The sequence below is a fragment of the Pseudoduganella flava genome, from assembly GCF_007830495.1.
In the GTDB taxonomy this organism is placed as follows: Bacteria; Pseudomonadota; Gammaproteobacteria; order Burkholderiales; family Burkholderiaceae_D; genus Rugamonas; species Rugamonas flava.
Window position 1 is genome coordinate 372,822 of record NZ_VLKW01000004.1, and the last position, 18,768, is coordinate 391,589.

An 18,768-nucleotide genomic window follows, 5' to 3' on the forward strand; every position below is an offset into this window, starting at 1 on the left:
AACAGCAGAGGAAGCGTCAATTGACGGCGCAAATGATAATCATTATCATCTGTTGATTATTGAAGGCACGCAAGAAGGCGAAATTGAACGACAAGAACATCGATGCGACGGCGAAGAACGCGGGCCGGGCCATGTGGCTGAAGCAACTGCATCAGTGGCACTGGATCAGTTCCGCGCTGTGCCTGCTTGGCATGTTCCTGTTCAGCATTACCGGCATCACCTTGAACCACGCGTCGCAGATCGAGGCGAAGCCCACCGTCGTGCGCAAGGAAGCCACCGCGCCGGCGCCGTTGCTGGCTCAGTTGCGCGCCTTCGCGGGCGAGCACGATGGCGACAAGGCGCCGCTGCCCGATGCGGCCGAGCGCTGGCTGGAAGACACTTGGTCCATCAAGGCCGGCGGCCGGGTCGCCGAATGGGCTGCCGACGAAGTCTACCTGCCGCTGCCGAAGGCGGGCGGCGACGCGTGGGTGCGCATCGGCCTGGAAGACGGCGCGGCCGAATACGAGAACACCGACCGCGGCTGGATTTCCTGGCTCAACGACGTGCACAAGGGCCGTAACACGGGCACGGCCTGGAACTGGTTCATCGACGTGTTTGCCGCCGCCTGTCTCGTGTTCTGCATCACGGGCCTCTTGATCCTGAAATTCCACGCGGCCAACCGGCCCTTCACGTGGCCGATGGTCGGCCTGGGCATGCTGGTCCCGATCGTCATTGCTCTGTTGTTCATCCACTAAAAAAAGGCACACCATGAAATTACGCTACTCCATCGCGCTCGGCATTCCGCTTGTCAGTGCGCAGGCGATGGCGGCCGACCTGGCCCTGAAGCTCGAGATCCCGCAACTGAACGTGGCCGAGTACCACAAGCCGTATATCGCCGCGTGGCTGGAAAACGCCGACCAGAAGGTGGTGACGAACCTCGCGGTGCTGTACGACATGAAGAAGAAGGACAATGCCGGCACCAAGTGGCTGAAGGACATGCGCCAGTGGTGGCGCAAGGCGGGCCGCGACGTCGAGATGCCGCTGGACGGCGTCAGCGGCGCCACCCGCGCGCCGGGCGAGCACACGCTGACCTTCCCGGTCGCGAAGGACGCGTTGAACAAGCTGCCGGCCGGCCAGTACACGCTGGTGGTCGAAGCGGCGCGCGAAGCGGGCGGCCGTGAGCTCGTCAAGGTGCCCGTCGCCTGGCCGCCGAAGGCCGCGAAGGACTTCGCCGCGAAGGGCAAGGAAGAGTTGGGCAATGTCGTCGTTCAGGTCAAACCTTAAGGAGCACCGCATGCGTATCCAGAAAACCCTGATCGCGCTGGCGCTAATCTGCGCCGCGTTCGGCGCGCAAGCGCACAAGCAGTGGATCCTGCCGTCGTCGACGTTCGTCGAGAACGACAAGGAAGCTTGGGTAACCGTCGACGCGGCCATCTCCGAAGGCCTGTTCGACATCGACTTCGTGCCGCTGAAACTGGACGGCCTGACGATCACCGGCCCGGATGGCGCCACGCTGCAACCGGAGAACGTCATGAACGGCAAGCTGCGCAACGCGTTCGACGTGAAGATGGCGAAGAACGGCACGTACAAGATCGCCCTCGTGAACCAGAACGTGTTCGCCAGCTGGAAGGTGAACGGCGAGATGAAGCGCTGGCGGGGCAGCGAGGCGGCGCTGGCGAAGGAAGTGCCGGCCAATGCCGAGGACGTAAAGGTGACGCGCACCAACACGCGCATCGAGACGTTCGTGACGGCGAACACGCCGAGCGACGGCGTATTGAAGCCAACCGGCAGCGGCCTCGAACTGGTACCGGTGACGAATCCGACGGAGCTGCGCGCCGGCGAGAAGGCCACGTGGCGCTTCCTGTTGGACGGCAAGCCGGCGGCCAACCTGCCGTTCAGCCTGATCCCGGGCGGCGTGCGCTATCGCGGCACGTTGAACGAGATCCGCCACGTCACCGACGCGAAGGGCGAGATCACGTTCACGATTCCCGCCGCCGGCATGTACATGGCAACGGCCAGCTGGCCCGCGCAGGCGAAGCCGGAACCGGGCAAGCAGCCGGAGATGCCGGCACGCCGCGTGATGTACTCGGCGACCGTCGAAGTGCTGCCGGAGTAAGCCGCCCGATATGCGTCGTGTCCTGCTGCCGCACCATATCTCGGCCGAGCCGCCGCCGGCCGATGCCCCCGTGCGCGGCTACGGCGGCACCACCATGGGCACGAGCTGGTCGGCACGCGTCGTACAGCACGACACCGCGGACCTGCTGGCGGGCCTGCAGCGCCATCTGGACGACGTCGTCGCCCAGATGAGCCACTGGGAGGCGGACTCGGACCTGGGCCGCTTCAACCGCGCGCCGGCCGGCACGTGGCTGGTACTGCCGCCGGCGTTCTTCCAGGTGCTGGCGTATGCGCTGGACGTGTGCCGCGAGTCCGGCGGCGCGTGCGACCCGTGCGCCGGCGCGCTCGTGAACCTGTGGGGCTTCGGCCCCGTCAACCGTTACGACGAACCGGGCTTCATCGCACCGACGCCGGAGCAGGCCCGCGCCGCGCTGCCGGCCGCGCGCGTGCGGCTCGATCCCGTCAGCCGCACGGCGCTGCAGCCGGGCGGCGTGCAGCTGGACCTGTCCGCGGTGGCCAAGGGCTACAGCGTGGACTGCCTGGCGCGCTGGCTGGAACAGCAGGGCATCCGCGACTACCTCGTCGAGGTGGGCGGCGAGTTGCGCGGCGCCGGCGTGAAGCCGGATGGCCAACCGTGGTGGGTGGCGCTGGAGCAGGTGACCGAAGCGGAGGAGGGCGACAGCATCGACAGCATCGTCCTCGCGCTGCACGGCCTGGCGGTCGCCACGTCAGGCGACTACCGCCGCTATTTTTTCAACGACGGCCGGCGCCGTCCGCACACGATCGATCCGCGCACCGGCGCGCCGATCGAGAACGGCCTCGCGTCGGTGACCGTGATCGACGCAAGCTGCATGGCGTGCGACGCATGGTCCACCGCGCTGACCGTGCTGGGCGTCGATGCCGGCATGGCGCTGGCGGAACAGCGCGGCATCGCGGCGCGCTTCGTGGTGCGCCGGGCCGGCGGCCTCACTGAACACCTGAGCTCCCACATGCGGGCGATGCTCGACCACGCATGATCCTGACGAACGATACGACCCGGCTCGCGCTGACCGCGGCCTGCTTCGCCGCATATGGCGTCACCTGCCTGCTGCCGTGGCTACGCTGGCGCGGCAAGCGGCGCGCCGCCACCCGTGCCCTTGACGCGGGCGGCTGGATCGTCGCCTACGCGAGCCAGACCGGCAACGGCGAGGAACTGGCGCAGCAGACCGCCGCCACATTGCGCCTGGCCGGCATCGGCGTCAGGGTGTGCGAGCTGTCCGACCTCGACGCGGCCGCGCTGCAAGGCGCCGGGCGCGCGCTGTTCATCGCCAGCACGTATGGCGAAGGCGACGCGCCGGATGGCGGCGCATCGTTCGCCGGCCGGCTGATGACGCGCGCGCTGCCGCTGTCGCAGCTGCACTACGGCGTGCTGGCGCTGGGCGACAGCAGCTATGCGCACTTCTGCGGCTTCGGCCGCGCGTTGGACGGCTGGCTGAGCGCCCAGGGCGCGCAACCGCTGTTCCCCCGCGTCGAAGTGGACCGTGGCGCCACGAAAGACATCGCGCCGTGGCGCCAGCACCTGTCCCACCTGGCCGGCACCAGCGACGCACCGGATTGGGAAGCCCCCGCGTTCGCGCCGTGGCGCCTGGCCGAGCGGCGCCTGATGAACCCCGGCAGTGCCGGCGCGCCGGTGCTGCATCTCGAACTGGAGCCCGTCGACGGCGCATTGCCGGCATGGCGGTCGGGCGACCTGGTGCAGGTGGCGCCGCCCGCGCAGCCGGACAGCCCGCGCGAATACTCGATCGCGTCGATTCCCGCCGACGGCCGCGTGCACCTGCTGGTGCGCCTGCACCGCCATGCGGACGGCAACAGCGGCATCGCCTCCGGCTGGCTGTGCGAACAGGCGCCTATCGGCGCGCTGGTGCCGCTGCGGCTGCGCCAGCACCGCCGCTTCCGTCTCGAAGACAACGCCACGCGCCCGCTGATCCTGATCGGCAACGGCACGGGCATCGCCGGCCTGCGCGGCCACCTGCGCGAGCGCAGCGCCGCCGGCGTAGGGCGCAACTGGCTGCTGTTCGGCGAACGCCAGCGCGCCCACGACCTGCACTACGGCGCCGAGCTCGAAGCATGGCAGCGGCAGGGCATGCTGGAACGCCTCGACCTGGCGTTCTCGCGCGACGCGGGCGGCCGCGTCTACGTGCAGGACCTGCTGCCCGGCGCCGCCGCCACGCTGCGCGCCTGGATCGACGACGGCGCCGCCATCTACGTCTGCGGCAGCCTGGAAGGCATGGCCGCCGGCGTCGACACCGCGCTGCGCCAAGCGCTGGGCGACGCCACCGTCACCGCACTGGCCACCGCCGGCCGCTACCGCCGCGACGTCTACTGACCTCCGCACCGCTCAACCGCGAGGCTTTTTCACCACAGGGGACTGTCCCTCGTTTCTGGAAACATTTCCTGTTTCGAGGGACAGTCCCTCGATTTCGGAAATGTTGGCTCGTGGAAGAACAGCGTCGGAGGTGTGGGTGCCTCCCAGGACGGCGTGAGGCCACGGGGATTACGAAGGCGCCTCCGTGACGTCCACGCCCCCCTTTTCTGCTCAAACCGATGCGTTCTCACCACAAGGGACTGTCCCTCGATTCTGGAAATATTTCCTGTTTCGAGGGACAGTCCCTCGTTTTTGGAAACAAAAAAAGCCCCGCACGGGGCGGGGCAAGGAGGTTTTCCGCGTGACGCGGAAAGAGAGGTTCTCAGGGCGCCAGTTCCTCGAGGCCCCGTTGCAGGCTCGAGATGCTGGGGTTGTCGATGAAGACGCACCGCTTGCCGGTGCGCTTGCAGAAGTCCTTCACGCGCCAGTAGGCGCTGTGGCTGATGCAGCCCGTCTGGCAGATGACGAGGTCGGCCGCCGCGAGGCTTGCTTCCAGCTTGCCGGCATTGTCTTCCAGCCCGCCGTCGTGGTGGGCGAACTGGCCGCCGGCCCGCTCGATCAGCGCGCGATACGTGGCCACGTTGCCGCTGCGGCCGCCGACGCACAGGATGCTGCGCTCCGACAGCCGGACCGGCATCCGGATCACGTGCTCCACCACCGCGGGCGGCTCGGGAGCGGGTGGCGGCGCCAGCTGCGCCTGGGCCTGCGCCTGGGTTTGCGTCAGTTGGCGGCGCAGCTCGGCAATCTGGTCGCGCAACGCACGTTCGCGCTCGTCCGTCTGGTGCAGCCGCTGCAGCAGCCGTTCGCGTGACGGCAAGCCGGGGATCGTGTTGCGCAACTGCTCCAGTTCCTGCCGCAGCGAATCGATCATGCTGTCGCGCCCCACCATCTGCGCGCGCAATTGCATCAGCGCACTGGCGTGGCGATCCTGTTCGGCGGTGCGCTCCAGTTGCATCGCCGCGCTGCGCTGTTGCAGCTTCGCCACTTCCCGCGTCAGCTGGGCGTTTTCGTCGACGACGGCGTTGAAGCGGTTGATGTCGGCGCGGGCACAGGCGCCGGCCTGGTGCTGGATCATGTGCAGGTCGCGGCACATCCTTTCCTCCAGCTCCGGCTCGCAGCGCGGATGGGTCAGGCCGGCCCAGAACGCGCCGGCGACGTCGCCGCTGGCAACGGCCGCGCGCCACAATTCGCCGACCTGTTCAGTGGTACGGGCGCCACGAAAGCGCTGCACCACCGTTGCGTAGCGGCGCTCCAGCTCTTTCTGCAGCGCTTCGGAGAGCCGGTTGCGGGCGCCGCATTCGCTGACGGCGCCCACGTGGATCTCGTAATCGTCGGCGATCACCTTGCCGCCGGTGATCTTGCCAACGAGCTTGCGCAGCACCGGCAGCGGCAGCGCGACGCCGACCAGCGGGCAGTGACAGGTGTGGCCCAGTTCCCAGATGCGGCGCCGGCGCGACGCTTGCGCTTCCTGCGGCACGGCGGCCGCGTGCTTGTCGCACATCTCACGCCACCTGCGCCGCGGGACGGCCGCGCGCCATCAGGCGCGCCAGGAAGCCGTCGTCCTTCTTCACCGGCGGCAGCGAGCGCTCCACGACGCCGGCCCATTGCTCGGACAATTGCTGGCACGTGGCCGTCAGCACGGGCGACAGGCCGGGCAGCGCGGCCAGCGCCTTCAGGTGCCGTTCGATGACGGAAGCCAGCTTCACGCAGCCCTTGCCGTCGGCCGTATAGTGGGACATCAGGTGCAGCACGGCGGACAGCATCAGCTCGGGCTGCTGCCCGCCTTGCGCGGGCGCCAGGTAGATCGGATCGGTGTGGTCGATAGCCATCGGGCTCTCCTCGGAAAACTTGATTAGCTGGCGACGGCTGGCTATGGGACGGATCAGGCGGTGAGGATCAATTTGTTCAGCTGCGTGATGCGCAGGCGATAGATGCGGCCCGCGTGCTCGATCTCGACTTCACGCTGATCCTGCATCAGGCCCGCGGTCGTCAGGCGACGCACGGCGGTGGGCTGTGGCTGGCGGGCGGCGGCAGCCGGCTTGGCGATTTGGTTGGCTGGAGTCTGCATGGTCATTGGGCCTCAAATAAGAATGATTCGCATTTGCATTATTGGGCAGTGCTGCCGGAAATGCAAGCGTTTTTTCGGACGAGGCACACGCATTGGGCGCGCAGGGTGACGCGGCAAGCAGGACAGCAAGAGCGAGCGCGGCAGCAGGCCGGCAAACGAGACGCGGCGCGAGGGAAGGCGAGCGGGCAGCGGCGCAAGAGGACGCAAAAAGAGTGCGGAAAAAAGACACAAAAAAAGGCCCGCCGAGGCGGGCCAAAGCTGGGTGAGGTAAATCGTTGCGGGGTTCAGACGGCGGCCACCAGTTGCACCGGCGGTGCGGCGGCGGGCGCCTCGGCCGCGGCCTTGCGGCTGGCGGGCGACTTGCTGCGCGAGCGCGACGGCGGCAGGCGGCGCAGCGTCTTCAGTGCTTCGGCGTCCTTGATGCCGATCGTGCGCTGATCCACCGTGATCAGGCCGATCTCGTTGAAGGCGGACAGCGTGCGGCTCACGGTCTCGAGCGTCAGCCCCAGGTAGCTGCCGATCTCGTGACGCGTCATGCGCAGGTTGAACAGCTTGCTCGAATAACCCATCTGCGCGAAGCGGTCGGCCAGCGACACGAGGAAGCGCGCCACGCGGGCTTCGGCGCTCAGCGCGCCCAGCATGCCGATCATCGCCTGTTCGCGCACCAGTTCGCGGCTCATCACGCCGTACATCATGTGCTCCAGCTCCACGTGCACGCGGCCCAGCGCCGTCAGCTTCTTGAACGGCAGCAGGATCAGGTCGCAGTCCGACAGCGCCACCGCTTCCGACGAGTAGTGGCGGCTGTGGATGCCGTCCACGCCCAGCATGTCGCCCTTCATGGGGAAGGAGAGCACCTGCTCGTTGCCGAATTCGTCGATCAGCACGGTTTTCAGGAAGCCCGAGTTGACGATGTACAGCGTGTCGAACGGCTGGCCGATCGTGTGGACCCGCTGGCCCGTCTTGAACTGCACGTGCTGGAACAGCAGTTCGTCGGCGTTCATCGAGAACGCGGCCGGGATGTGCAGGAGGTCGCAGACTTCCTTCAGGTTCGACCAGAGGCGACCCTGGCGCTGGCGGCCTGCCTCCAGTGCGGGCGATTGGGCTGCCGGCGCTGCGGCTCGGGCTTCGGACATTTGCGTAGGGAGCATGCTTATCTCCTGGTTTCAGGTCATTTGGATTCGGGACTTCGGATTTAAAAGCGTTTTTATTGGGTTTTGCGACTACCGGTTATTAAGTCGTTGTCGTCGATTCTTGGAGGAATCCAGGTGGATACTGCGTAGATTCGCGGCAACTTGATTGGAATGGTTTCAGTATGCCAACCAGGGGGTAGGAAGGATATCGGCATGCGCTGAATATGCCCGTAGGAGCTGCCTCAGGGGTGTAGGAATACTCCTACTGGCAAATGCCCGGCTACGGGTCGATATCAGAGTGAGAGGAAGGGGGCGCCGCGTGCTGCGGCGCGTCAGGTCTTGAAGGGGGACAGAAGCTTGTGTGCGACGGCGTATTGAACCATTTCGGAGAGTGAACTCATCCCCATTTTCTGCATGATCCGCGTCTTGTGGGTACTGACGGTTTTTACCGACAGGTGCAGGCTATTTGCAATCTCTGTGATCGATTTTCCCGATACGAGCAGCGAGAATACTTCGAATTCGCGATCCGACAGCTGTTTATGCAACAGACTTTCATTCGGTGCCATGATATTCAGGGCGAGCTGCTCGGCCACCTCGGTGCTGATATAAGGCCGGCCCGATGCCACCTTGCGGATCGCGCCGACCAGCTGGGTGCCGGCGCTTTCCTTCGTCAGATACCCCTGCGCGCCGGCGCGGATCGCCCGCACCGCATATTGCTCCTCCTCGTGCATGGTCAGGATCAGCACGTTCAATTTCGGCGCCTCGCTGCGGATCTGGCGTATCAGGTCGACGCCGCTGCGGCCGGGCATCGACAGGTCGAGCAGCAGCAGGTCGAAACCGCCCTGGCGCACGTGCCGCAGGACTTCGAAGCCGTCGACGGCTTCGCCGACGATGTCGATGTCCGGCGCGCCGTCGAGGATGCGCTTCAGGCCTTCGCGCATGATGGTGTGGTCGTCTGCGATGACTATTCTGATCATGGGTGGGTTCGGTGAGGTCTCCGGTATTCACCGCGGCGTGCCGTGGCCGCGGATCGACGCGGACTGCGCGGCGCCATGCCGTGGTGCGGCAAGCTTATTCCGGCAGGGGTTCCTTCAGCAGGCGGTGCACCAGCACCGGAATTTTGGAATGGGACAGCACTTTATTGGTGACGCTGCCAAGCAATAACTGGCCCCAGCCGCTGCGTCCATGCGATCCCATGAAGATCAGGTCACATCCTTTTTGCGTGGCGATCTCGACGATCTTCAGCGCGGCGCTTTCGGAAAACGCCGTCATGCTTTCGCACTGCACGCCCTTGCGTGCACAGGAATCGACGATCGATTGAACGTGGTCGCGGCCGGCACGCTGCATCGCGCTCCGATACTCTTCTTCGCTGGGATAACTGGGCGGGATGATCTCGACATAGATCGGATATTGATATTCCGGCGCGACGAACAGCGCGAGCACCTCGGCGCCCAGTTGCTGGGCGAATTGCACGCCCGCGCAGGCGGTCATCCGCGAGACGGCCGATCCGTCGGTGGTAATCAGAATTTTCCGGTACATGCGGTCTCCTCGGAGGAGGTATTGCACGAAGCATCGGCAGGACGCCACCGCGGCGCACCGCGGCAAGCGCGCCATAGCCAGCCATAGCCCACAGCGGCGGCATGAGCTCTGCCATGCAGCACGCGCTCCAGATCACATTGTAGTCCCGATTGCAGTTCTTGTCTGGATGTAAAGACTTGATCTTCCTCAAGGAGGGATGAGCTTGCTGGAAAACTTGCCGGCAACGCCATGTTTGTACAAGACAAATACCCTTCGCTGCACCGCAACCCAAATACAACAGAAAGAGCGCCTTTTCCAGCCGGGGTCCAAAGTTTAAACGGACCGACATTGAACTTACGGGCGGCGCCCTGCTACACTCGCGGAAGTGCGTTAATATTGCCGAGCGTCATCACGACAGTGCTTCAGGCAGTTGACGGGAAGCAATTTATTGATTATGGAGAAGCAGGGATATGACCGACGCCGCTGATGATTTCGACGCATTATTCGAGGAAGTGTCCGCTCAGCGCGGGGCTGCGGCCCCCGCTCCGGCACCGGCTCCCGCGCCGGCCGCCGCCGCGGAAGACGACCTGGAAAGTCTGTTCGACGAGATCTCCTCCTCGCGTACGGAGCCCGCGCCCGCCGCGGCTGCACCCGCTCCCGCAGCGCCTGCAGCCCCGGCCGCCGCGCCCGCGGCCGAGGAAGGCCAGAATGACGGCAGCATGTTCGAGCGCCTGGGCGGCATCGTTCGCCTGCTGCACGACTCGCTGCGCGAACTGGGTTACGACAAGGCGCTGACGGAAGCGTCGAGCGCCATCGTCGATGCGCAGGACCGCCTGGAATACGTGGCATCGCTGACCGAGCAGGCTGCCAACAAGGTGCTGAACACGCTGGACGACGGCATGCCCGCGCAGGACGTGCTGTCGAAAAAGTCGAAGGAAATGGAAGATCGCTGGGCCGCGCTGTTCGAAGGCAAGCTCAGCATCGAGGAATTCAAGGCGCTCGCGGGTGATTCGCGCGCGTTCGCGCAGGCAGTGTCCGAAGCGACCGAGGCCGAGAAGGCCCGCCTGCTGGAAATCATGATGGCACAGGACTTCCAGGACATCACCGGCCAGCTGATCAAGAAGGTCGTGGCGATCACGAAGACGGTCGAGCAGGAACTGGCGCAGCTGTTGAAGGACAACGCGCCGGCCGGGGTGCGCGAGAAGATCGCGCAGAAAGAGGTGTCGCTGATGACCGGCCCGTCGGCTCCGTCCGTGGCGCTGAGCCAGGACAGTGTCGATGATCTGCTTGCGGACTTGGGGTTCTGATGGACGATATGCTGAAAGAGTTCGTCGTTGAGGCGATGGACCTGGCGGTCAACGTCGAGGAGCACCTGCTCCAGCTCGAACGTGACCCGACCAACAAGGAAACGCTGAACGCCGTGTTCCGCTCGTTCCACACCATCAAGGGTGGTGCGGGCTTTATGAACCTGGGCGCGCTGGTGTCCGCCTGCCACCTGACGGAAAACCTGTTCGACGCGCTGCGCACGGGCGCCGCGCCGGTGACGCCGCTGTCGATCGAGGCGGCGCTGCAGGCATCCGGCTTCGTGGCCGACCAGCTCGCCGAGCTGAGCAACGGCGCTGCGCCGGAAAGCCTGCCGACGCTGCCGGCCGACCTCGAGCAGATCCTGACGGATGCGATCAACGGCAAGGAAACGTCGGGCAAGCCGGCCGCCAAGGCCGCTCCGGCACCGGCAGCGGCACCAGTGGCCGCCGCACCGGCGCCCGCCGCTGCCGCGCCGGTTGCAAGCGCACCGTCCGCCGGTGGCCTCGACTGGGAATCGATGTATGAAGCGGTGGTCCCGCCGGGCACGTACACCCGCCCGGCCGGCGCTCCCGCCGCCGTGGCTGCCCCGGCCCCGGTCGCCGCTGCCGCACCCGTTGCCGCCGCCGCCGCCGCCGCGCCTGCCGCAGCCGAAGCTGCGCCAGGCAAGAAGTGGGACGGTGTCGAGCGTCGCGAGGACAACAAGGCGCACGCCGCACCGGCCAAGGAAGAAAGCATCCGTATCGACGCGGTCAAGCTGGACGCGCTGCTGGAAGTGGCCGGCGAGTCCGTGCAGGCCGCCAACCAGGCAGCCGTGCTGCTGGAACGCCTGCAGCAGTTCAAGTTCGAGGGCCAGGCCGCCACGCTGATGTCGGCCTTGACCGAGACGCTGGAACGCGCGTCGCGCTACTCGACGGAACTGCAGCGTGCCACGCTGGCGACCCGCATGCAGCCGGTCGGCCGCCTGTTCCAGAAGTTCCCGCGCCTCGTGCGCGAACTGGCGAAGGACCTGGGCAAGGAAGTCGAACTGGTCATCGAGGGCGCGGAAACGGAAGTGGACCGCGTCGTCGTCGACAGCCTGTACGACCCGCTCGTGCACATGCTGCGCAACGCGCTGGACCACGGCGTCGAAGGCCCGGATGCGCGCGTTGCCGCGGGCAAGAATCCGAAGGCGACGATCCTGTTGAAAGCATGGCAGGAAGCGAACAGCGTCATGATCGTGCTGCAGGACGACGGCAAGGGCATGGACCCGGTCGCGCTGCGCCGCAAGGCGGGCGAAAAGGGCCTGATCTCGCCGACCGCGAACATGACGGACGAGGAATCGTACCAGCTGGTGTTCCTGCCGGGCTTCTCGACGAAGGAAGTGGCGTCGTCGGTGTCCGGCCGCGGCGTGGGCATGGACGTGGTGAAGACGGCCGTCGAGAAGAACCGCGGCGCGATCCACATCGATTCCGCGCTGGGCAAGGGCACCAAGTTCGCCATCCGCCTGCCGATCGAGCTGTCGATCGTGCCGACGATGCTGGTGTCGACGTCGGGCGCGCTGCTGGCGCTGCCGATGGCCGTCGTCGAGCGCGTCGTGGAACTGCCGGAAACCTTCAACGAAGTGGGCGGTGCGCCCGTAATGAAGGACCAGGGCCGTCCGCTGCCGGTCCGTTCGCTGGCCAATGCGCTCGGCTACGAGCTGTCGACGGAACGCGTCGGCATCGTCATCAACGCGCCGCAGCCGTACATCCTGGCCGTGGGCGCCGTCGACGGCACCGCCGACCTGGTGATCAAGCCGATGACCGCGCTGACCGTGGAAGGCGTGACCGGTACCGCACGCTCGGCCGAAGGCGAGCTGGTGCTCGTCGTGGGCCTATCGTTCCTGATGGATGGTTGCAGGAGCAGCGTGCGCATGGCAGCATAAGTAGTTTGCCAAGCAAGTCACCCCAAAAGCCTGCGACGCAAATCGCAGGCTTTTTTTATTTCCCAAATTCGGGGTCTGACCCCGTTTTCAGGAAATATTGCTCAAATTCGGGGTCTGCCCCCGTTTTTGGGGAACATTTTTGCAGCATCGGCGCCCTAGGCGCGCAGCAGTAAAACGCAAGGGACAGCGGCCCACAAGGCGGAAAGTCGGCTTGTTTTGCAGCGCACAAACTGTGGCATAATCAAAATGGAATCCTCTCACACAGGCAGTAAGCAGCAATCATGAAGACGCTTTACGACAAACTCTGGGAATCCCATGTGGTGCGTACCGAGGAAGACGGCACCGCCATCCTGTACATCGACCGCCACCTCGTCCACGAAGTCACCAGCCCGCAGGCATTCGACGGCCTGCGCGCCGCCGGCCGCAAGCCGTGGCGCCTGTCGGCCAACCTGGCCGTGGCGGACCACAACGTGCCCACCACCGACCGCTCGCACGGCATTGCCGACCCGGTCTCGCGCCTGCAGGTCGAAACGCTCGACAACAACACCAAGGAGTACGGCGTCACGTACTTCGGCATGAACGACAAGCGTCAGGGCATCGTCCACGTGATCGGCCCTGAGCAGGGCGCGACCCTGCCGGGCATGACGGTCGTCTGCGGCGACTCGCACACGTCCACGCACGGCGCGTTCGGCGCGCTGGCGCACGGCATCGGCACGTCCGAGGTCGAGCACGTGCTGGCCACGCAGACGCTGCTGGCCAAGAAATCGAAAGCGATGCTGGTGCAGGTCGACGGCGAACTGCCGGCCGGCGTCACCGCCAAGGACATCGTGCTCGCCGTGATCGGCAAGATCGGTACCGCGGGCGGTACCGGCTATGCGATCGAGTTCGCCGGTTCGACGATCCGTTCGCTGTCGATGGAAGGCCGCATGACGGTCTGTAACATGGCGATCGAAGCGGGCGCGCGCGCCGGCATGGTGGCCGTCGACGACACCACGATCGACTACGTCAAGGGCCGCCCGTTCGCACCGGTGGGTCCGCACTGGGACCGCGCCGTCGAGTACTGGCGCACGCTGCATAGCGACCCGGGCGCGAAGTTCGACATGGTCGTCACGCTCAACGCGCAGGATATCCGCCCGCAGGTCACTTGGGGCACGTCGCCGGAGATGGTCGTGCCGGTCGATGGCCGCGTGCCCGATCCCGACCAGGAAAAGGATGCCGTCAAGCGCGACGCGATGGAAAAGGCGCTCGTCTACATGGGCCTGAAACCCAACACGGCGATCGAGGACATCCGCATCGACAAGGTCTTCATCGGCTCGTGCACCAACTCGCGCATCGAGGACTTGCGCGCCGCCGCCGCCATCGTGCGCGGCAAGCAGCGCGCCTCCAACGTGAAGCTGGCGATGGTCGTGCCGGGTTCCGGCCTCGTGAAGGAACAGGCCGAGCGCGAAGGCCTCGACACGATCTTCAAGGCCGCCGGCTTCGAATGGCGCGAGCCGGGCTGCTCGATGTGCCTGGCGATGAACGCCGACCGGCTGGACCCGGGCGAGCGCTGCGCGTCGACGTCGAACCGTAATTTCGAAGGCCGCCAGGGGCAGGGGGGGCGTACCCACCTCGTCTCGCCCGCAATGGCCGCCGCGGCCGGTATCGCCGGTCATTTTGTCGACGTTCGCGTGCTGCGCTGATCGCGCGCCGCTGACGTGTTTGACCCCAACGGCAAAGGCCGGGGTCAGACCCGGCGGGTCTGACCCCAGGGTTTGCACTTGGGGTAAAAGCTTGAGTTCCCAACGCTTTCAAAAGAAGCTTTCAAGAGAAGTCCGAATCATGAAAACCCTGTTCGCTATCGCCATCGCCACCCTCGTCCTCACGGGCTGCAACACCGTCGCCGGTTTCGGCAAGGACGTGCAGAAGGTTGGCCAGGTCGTCGAAGGCGCCGGCAAGAAATAACACCGAGCATGGCCACGCCGCCGTGCTCCACCAAGAGAGCAGCATGGAAAAATTTACGATCTACGAGGGCCTGGTCGCTCCGCTCGACCGCCCGAACGTCGACACCGACGCCATCATTCCGAAGCAGTTCCTGAAGTCGATCCGCCGCACGGGCTTCGGCCCGAACCTGTTCGACGAATGGCGCTACCTGGACCACGGCGAGCCCGGCATGGACAACGAGCGTCGTCCGCTGAACCCGGACTTCGTGCTGAACCAGCCGCGCTACCAGGGCGCGTCGATCCTCCTGACGCGCAAGAACTTCGGCTGCGGCTCGTCGCGCGAGCATGCGCCGTGGGCGCTGGAGCAGTACGGCTTCCGGGCGATCCTGGCGCCGAGCTTCGCCGACATCTTCTTCAACAACTGCTTCAAGAACGGCCTGCTGCCGGTCGTGTTATCCGAAGCGCAGATCGATCATCTGTTCGACGAAATCAAGGCCTTCCCCGGCTACCGCCTGGTGGTGGACCTTGAACAGCAGCGCATCCTGTCCAAGGACGGCAAGATCTCCTACCCCTTCCAGGTCGACGCCTTCCGCAAATACTGCCTGATGAACGGCCTCGACGACATTGGCCTGACCCTGCGCCACGCCGACACGATCCGCGCGTTCGAAGAGCGTCATCTGGCAAGCCAGCCGTGGTTGGCCAACTCGATCTGATAACAAGACTATGAAAATCGCAATCCTGCCGGGCGACGGCATCGGCCCCGAAATCGTCACCCAGGCCGTCAAGGTGCTGAACGCACTGGACGAAAAATTTGAGCTGGAAACCGCGCCGGTCGGCGGCGCCGGCTACGAAGCGTCGGGCCACCCGCTGCCGGAAGCCACGCTGGCGCTGGCGAAAGCGGCCGACGCTGTGCTGTTCGGCGCCGTCGGCGACTGGAAGTACGACACCCTCGATCGTCCGCTGCGCCCGGAACAGGCGATCCTCGGCCTGCGCAAGAACCTGGGCCTGTTCGCCAACCTGCGTCCCGCGATCCTGTATCCGGAACTGGCCGGCGCCTCCACGCTGAAACCGGAAGTCGTGTCGGGCCTGGACATCCTGATCATCCGCGAACTGACCGGCGACATTTATTTCGGCCAGCCGCGCGGCGTGCGCGAATGCCCGGACGGTCCGTTCAAGGGCCAGCGCGAAGGCTTCGACACGATGCGCTATGCGGAAGGCGAGATCCGCCGCATCGCCCACGTGGCGTTCCAGGCGGCGCAAAAGCGCGACAAGCGCCTGACGTCCGTCGACAAGGCCAATGTGCTCGAGACGTTCCAGTTCTGGAAGGACATCGTCACCGATGTGCACAAGGAGTATCCGGACGTCGCGCTCGATCACATGTACGTCGACAACGCCGCGATGCAGCTGGTCCGCGCGCCGAAAAAATTCGACGTGATCGTGACCGGCAATATGTTCGGCGACATCCTGTCCGACGCGGCCGCGATGCTGACCGGTTCGATCGGCATGCTGCCTTCCGCTTCGCTGGACGCCAACAACAAGGGCCTGTACGAACCGTCGCACGGCTCGGCGCCTGACATCGCCGGCAAGGGCATCGCCAACCCGCTGGCGACGATCCTTTCCGCCGCGATGATGCTGCGCTTCTCACTGGGCAAGCCGGAACAGGCCGACCGCATCGAGAACGCCGTCAAGGCCGTGCTGGCGCAGGGTCTGCGCACGGGCGACATCCACGAGGCGGGCACCACGAAGGTAGGCACCGAGCAGATGGGCGACGCGGTCGTGAAGGCGCTGGCGAAATAACGGCTGTGCACCGAATGCGCAAGACGCGCGTTAGACGACAACACATTCATAAAATTCAAGGGTAAATCAACATGAAACTCGTAGGTCTGGTAGGTTGGCGCGGCATGGTCGGCTCCGTGCTGATGCAGCGCATGCAGGAAGAGGGCGACTTCGACCACATCGAACCGGTGTTCTTCTCGACGTCGAACACGGGCGGCAAGGCCCCGGCGATGGCGAAGAACGAAACCACGCTGAAGGACGCGACCAACATCGACGAACTGAAACGCTGCGAGATCATCATCTCGTGCCAGGGCGGCGACTACACCAGCGAAGTGTTCCCGAAGCTGCGCGCGGCCGGCTGGAACGGCTACTGGATCGACGCGGCTTCCACGCTGCGCATGGACAAGGATGCCGTCATCGTGCTGGACCCCGTCAACCTGAACGTCATCAAGGACGCGATGGTCAAGGGCGTCAAGAACTTCATCGGCGGTAACTGCACCGTGTCGTGCATGCTGATGGGCCTGGGCGGCCTGTTCAAGCAGGACCTCGTCGAGTGGATGACGTCGATGACGTACCAGGCCGCATCGGGCGGCGGCGCGCAGCACATGCGCGAGCTGCTGACGCAGTTCGGCACCATCAACGCGTCCGTGAAGTCGCTGCTGGACAACCCGGCCTCGGCGATCCTCGAGATCGACCGTCAGGTGCTGGCGACCCAGCACGGCCTGTCGGCGGAAGAGACCAAGCAATTCGGCGTGCCGCTGGCCGGCAACCTGATCCCGTGGATCGACAAGGACCTGAACAACGGCCAGTCGAAGGAAGAGTGGAAGGGCGGCGCCGAGACCAACAAGATCCTGGGCCGCGGCGAAGCGTTCGGCTCGCAGGCCATTCCGGTCGACGGCCTGTGCGTGCGCATCGGCGCAATGCGCTGCCACTCGCAGGCGCTGACGATCAAGCTGAAGAAGGACGTGCCGCTGGACGAGATCAACGACATCATCGCGAACGACAACCAGTGGGTGAAGTTCGTGCCGAACACGCGTGAAGCATCGGTGCGCGACCTGACCCCGGCCGCCGTCACGGGCAGCCTGACGATCCCGGTCGGCCGCGTGCGCAAGCTGTCGATGGGCCCGGACTACATCTCCGCGTTCACGGTCGGCGACCAGCTGCTGTGGGGCGCCGCCGAGCCGCTGCGCCGCATGCTGCGCATCGTGCTGGACAAGTAAGCCGCGTCGTTACCGCCGCAGCGAAGCCGGGCCGAGTGCCCGGCTTTTTTTATTGGCGCTGTTCGCGTTGTTCGATCAGGGCCAGGCAGCGCCCGGGCGCCGCCAGCGCGGCGAGCCAATCACGCAAGCAAGCGATCTCGTCAGCCGACAGCGGCAACTGCGCCAGCGCACGGAACAGGTGCTGAAAGCCATTCGTGCCCATGCATGCCTTCTGTTATCGATGAGGTATCTCAACAGAAGGTGAGACAGCGTTGGCGCCTGGAAGTTCCCCTACCTTACGCGAACAGCGCCTTTTTATTCGCGCTGTTCGCGTTAGCTGAGCTTTCACCCCGGAACGGAACTTATCGCAGATATGACGGTCGCTCCTGCTGCCGGGGTGCAACCGCCGCCCGCAGCCATTCCTCGGGAATGGTCAGTGCCGCCGCGTCGAGCACCATTCGCCAGCCGGCGTAATTGGCCAGGTAGCGGCTCGCGACACCGCAAAAACAGCGCAGCCACGTCTTGAACCGGCTATGCCAGCCGTTGACGCCGTTGACGTGGATGGCGCCGCGTGCATGCTCGCCGCCGCGCACGTTGATTGCCCGATGGCTGATCCCGGCCAGCTTCGCAAATCGCGGATAAGCGGCAGCGCCGTCGCTGACCAGCAAGGCGTCGCACGCCAGCACCGGTTTCAAGTAGCGCAGCAGGCGCTCGGCGTCCGGCTCGCCTTGGCCGGCATGAAAAGCGTGCGTGGTCTTGCCGCGATCGCGCGCGACAAGCACGCACTCGTGCTGCTTGCTTATGCCGCGGCACGTCGCCCTGCCACCGCGTTTGCGCGGCGGCCGGTCGAGGTGACGCGAGCCCTTCTGCGATTCGAGCACATACGTTTCGTCGGCTTCGACGATGCCCTTCAATGTAGGCGGCTCCTCGCGCCGCACCGCGGCGACGAACCGGTGGCGCCAGCGAAAGCTCGTCGACTTCGCGACCGCGACGCGTTCGGCAGCTGCGCGTACCGTGCGCGACTCGATCAAGCACTGGAAATACGGGAGCCATTTGTCGCGATGCCGTAGGTGCGCCAGCGGCGTGCCGGTCAGCGCATTGAAGCTGTGCCGGCAGGCGATGCAGCGATACCGCTGCAAGCCGTTCGCGTGGCCGCTGCGGTGGCAGCGCGCGTTGCCGCAATGCGGGCAGGAACACCGCCCCTTCGCCTGTTCGATCAGTGCCAAGCAGCGCCCGGGCGCCTCCAGCGCGGTCAACCAATCACGCAGGCAAGCGATCTCGTCAGCCGACAGCGGCAGCTGCGCCAGCGCACGGAACAGGTGCTGAAAGCCGGTGGTCCCCATGCTTGCCTCCTGTTATCGATGAGTTATCTCAACAGAAGGTAAGACAGCGTTGACGCTTGGAAGTTCCCCAACCTTACGCGAACAGCGCCTTTTTATTGGCGCTGTC

General features: G+C 65.5%; 20 protein-coding genes. 12 read left to right on the forward strand and 8 right to left on the reverse strand.

What is annotated here, in order from left to right:
• The first annotated feature begins 83 nt into the window (after window positions 1-83).
• The 5 genes from IP92_RS13305 to IP92_RS13325 are packed head-to-tail and all read left to right on the forward strand — an operon-like array spanning window position 84 to window position 4,459.
• Entirely contained in the window at window positions 84-734 is a 651-nt protein-coding gene (locus IP92_RS13305) for a PepSY-associated TM helix domain-containing protein (RefSeq protein ID WP_260071074.1), read from the forward strand.
• 13 nt (window positions 735-747) lie between these two features.
• On the forward strand, window positions 748-1,263 hold the full coding sequence (locus IP92_RS13310; RefSeq protein WP_145875564.1) for a DUF2271 domain-containing protein: 516 nt from the start codon (window positions 748-750) through the stop codon (window positions 1,261-1,263).
• Window positions 1,264-1,273: 10 nt separating this feature from the next.
• The gene (locus tag IP92_RS13315) at window positions 1,274-2,095 is read left to right on the forward strand and encodes a DUF4198 domain-containing protein (RefSeq protein ID WP_145875566.1); all 822 of its coding nucleotides are present in this window, start codon (window positions 1,274-1,276) and stop codon (window positions 2,093-2,095) included.
• Between the two features lie 10 nt (window positions 2,096-2,105).
• A complete protein-coding gene (locus IP92_RS13320) occupies window positions 2,106-3,110 on the forward strand; it encodes an FAD:protein FMN transferase (RefSeq protein ID WP_145875568.1) in 1,005 nt (334 codons plus the stop codon).
• Window positions 3,107-4,459, forward strand: coding sequence for a sulfite reductase subunit alpha (locus tag IP92_RS13325; protein WP_145875570.1), 1,353 nt, complete (start codon window positions 3,107-3,109; stop codon window positions 4,457-4,459). Before IP92_RS13320 ends, IP92_RS13325 begins: the two co-directional genes overlap by 4 nt.
• Before the next feature lie 361 nt (window positions 4,460-4,820).
• On the opposite strand, the gene IP92_RS13330 is transcribed toward IP92_RS13325, so the two are convergent.
• The 6 genes from IP92_RS13330 to IP92_RS13355 all read right to left on the reverse strand — a co-directional run bounded on the left by IP92_RS13330 (window position 4,821) and on the right by IP92_RS13355 (window position 9,235).
• Window positions 4,821-5,999: a DUF2325 domain-containing protein gene (locus IP92_RS13330; RefSeq protein WP_145875572.1), complete on the reverse strand. Its 1,179-nt coding sequence runs from the start codon at window positions 5,997-5,999 to the stop codon at window positions 4,821-4,823.
• Between the two features lies 1 nt (window position 6,000).
• Complete coding sequence (locus tag IP92_RS13335) at window positions 6,001-6,327, reverse strand: hypothetical protein (protein ID WP_145875574.1); 327 nt, start codon at window positions 6,325-6,327, stop codon at window positions 6,001-6,003.
• A gap of 53 nt (window positions 6,328-6,380) precedes the next feature.
• On the reverse strand, window positions 6,381-6,572 hold the full coding sequence (hemP, locus tag IP92_RS13340) for a hemin uptake protein HemP (RefSeq protein WP_229418752.1): 192 nt from the start codon (window positions 6,570-6,572) through the stop codon (window positions 6,381-6,383).
• A 278-nt stretch (window positions 6,573-6,850) separates the two neighbouring features.
• A complete protein-coding gene (locus tag IP92_RS13345; protein ID WP_145875576.1) occupies window positions 6,851-7,714 on the reverse strand; it encodes a Crp/Fnr family transcriptional regulator in 864 nt (287 codons plus the stop codon).
• 314 nt (window positions 7,715-8,028) lie between these two features.
• The gene (locus IP92_RS13350) at window positions 8,029-8,673 is read right to left on the reverse strand and encodes a response regulator (protein ID WP_145875579.1); all 645 of its coding nucleotides are present in this window, start codon (window positions 8,671-8,673) and stop codon (window positions 8,029-8,031) included.
• Window positions 8,674-8,767: 94 nt separating this feature from the next.
• Entirely contained in the window at window positions 8,768-9,235 is a 468-nt protein-coding gene (locus tag IP92_RS13355; RefSeq protein ID WP_145875581.1) for a universal stress protein, read from the reverse strand.
• Window positions 9,236-9,684: 449 nt separating this feature from the next.
• On the opposite strand from IP92_RS13355, the gene IP92_RS13360 reads away from it, so the two are divergent.
• The 7 genes from IP92_RS13360 to asd all read left to right on the forward strand — a co-directional run bounded on the left by IP92_RS13360 (window position 9,685) and on the right by asd (window position 17,340).
• The gene (locus IP92_RS13360) at window positions 9,685-10,521 is read left to right on the forward strand and encodes a protein phosphatase CheZ (protein ID WP_145875584.1); all 837 of its coding nucleotides are present in this window, start codon (window positions 9,685-9,687) and stop codon (window positions 10,519-10,521) included.
• Entirely contained in the window at window positions 10,521-12,422 is a 1,902-nt protein-coding gene (locus tag IP92_RS13365) for a chemotaxis protein CheA (RefSeq protein WP_145875586.1), read from the forward strand. The genes IP92_RS13360 and IP92_RS13365 overlap by 1 nt, the downstream gene beginning before the upstream one ends.
• Window positions 12,423-12,700: 278 nt before the next feature.
• Window positions 12,701-14,104, forward strand: a complete 1,404-nt coding sequence (leuC, locus tag IP92_RS13370; RefSeq protein WP_145875588.1) for a 3-isopropylmalate dehydratase large subunit — start codon at window positions 12,701-12,703, stop codon at window positions 14,102-14,104.
• Between the two features lie 139 nt (window positions 14,105-14,243).
• Window positions 14,244-14,366 carry an entericidin A/B family lipoprotein gene (locus tag IP92_RS13375; RefSeq protein ID WP_145875590.1) on the forward strand — a complete coding sequence of 41 codons (123 nt, stop codon included), beginning with the start codon at window positions 14,244-14,246 and terminating at the stop codon, window positions 14,364-14,366.
• A 43-nt stretch (window positions 14,367-14,409) separates the two neighbouring features.
• The gene (gene leuD / locus IP92_RS13380) at window positions 14,410-15,057 is read left to right on the forward strand and encodes a 3-isopropylmalate dehydratase small subunit (protein ID WP_145875592.1); all 648 of its coding nucleotides are present in this window, start codon (window positions 14,410-14,412) and stop codon (window positions 15,055-15,057) included.
• A gap of 10 nt (window positions 15,058-15,067) precedes the next feature.
• Window positions 15,068-16,141, forward strand: coding sequence for a 3-isopropylmalate dehydrogenase (gene leuB, locus IP92_RS13385; RefSeq protein WP_145875594.1), 1,074 nt, complete (start codon window positions 15,068-15,070; stop codon window positions 16,139-16,141).
• Window positions 16,142-16,212: 71 nt separating this feature from the next.
• Window positions 16,213-17,340 carry an aspartate-semialdehyde dehydrogenase gene (asd, locus tag IP92_RS13390; RefSeq protein WP_145875596.1) on the forward strand — a complete coding sequence of 376 codons (1,128 nt, stop codon included), beginning with the start codon at window positions 16,213-16,215 and terminating at the stop codon, window positions 17,338-17,340.
• Between the two features lie 49 nt (window positions 17,341-17,389).
• On the opposite strand, the gene IP92_RS29890 is transcribed toward asd, so the two are convergent.
• Window positions 17,390-17,542, reverse strand: a complete 153-nt coding sequence (locus IP92_RS29890) for a hypothetical protein (RefSeq protein WP_158206705.1) — start codon at window positions 17,540-17,542, stop codon at window positions 17,390-17,392.
• A 139-nt stretch (window positions 17,543-17,681) separates the two neighbouring features.
• Window positions 17,682-18,662, reverse strand: a complete 981-nt coding sequence (locus tag IP92_RS13395) for an IS1595 family transposase (RefSeq protein ID WP_199271920.1) — start codon at window positions 18,660-18,662, stop codon at window positions 17,682-17,684.
• Window positions 18,663-18,768: the final 106 nt, after the last annotated feature.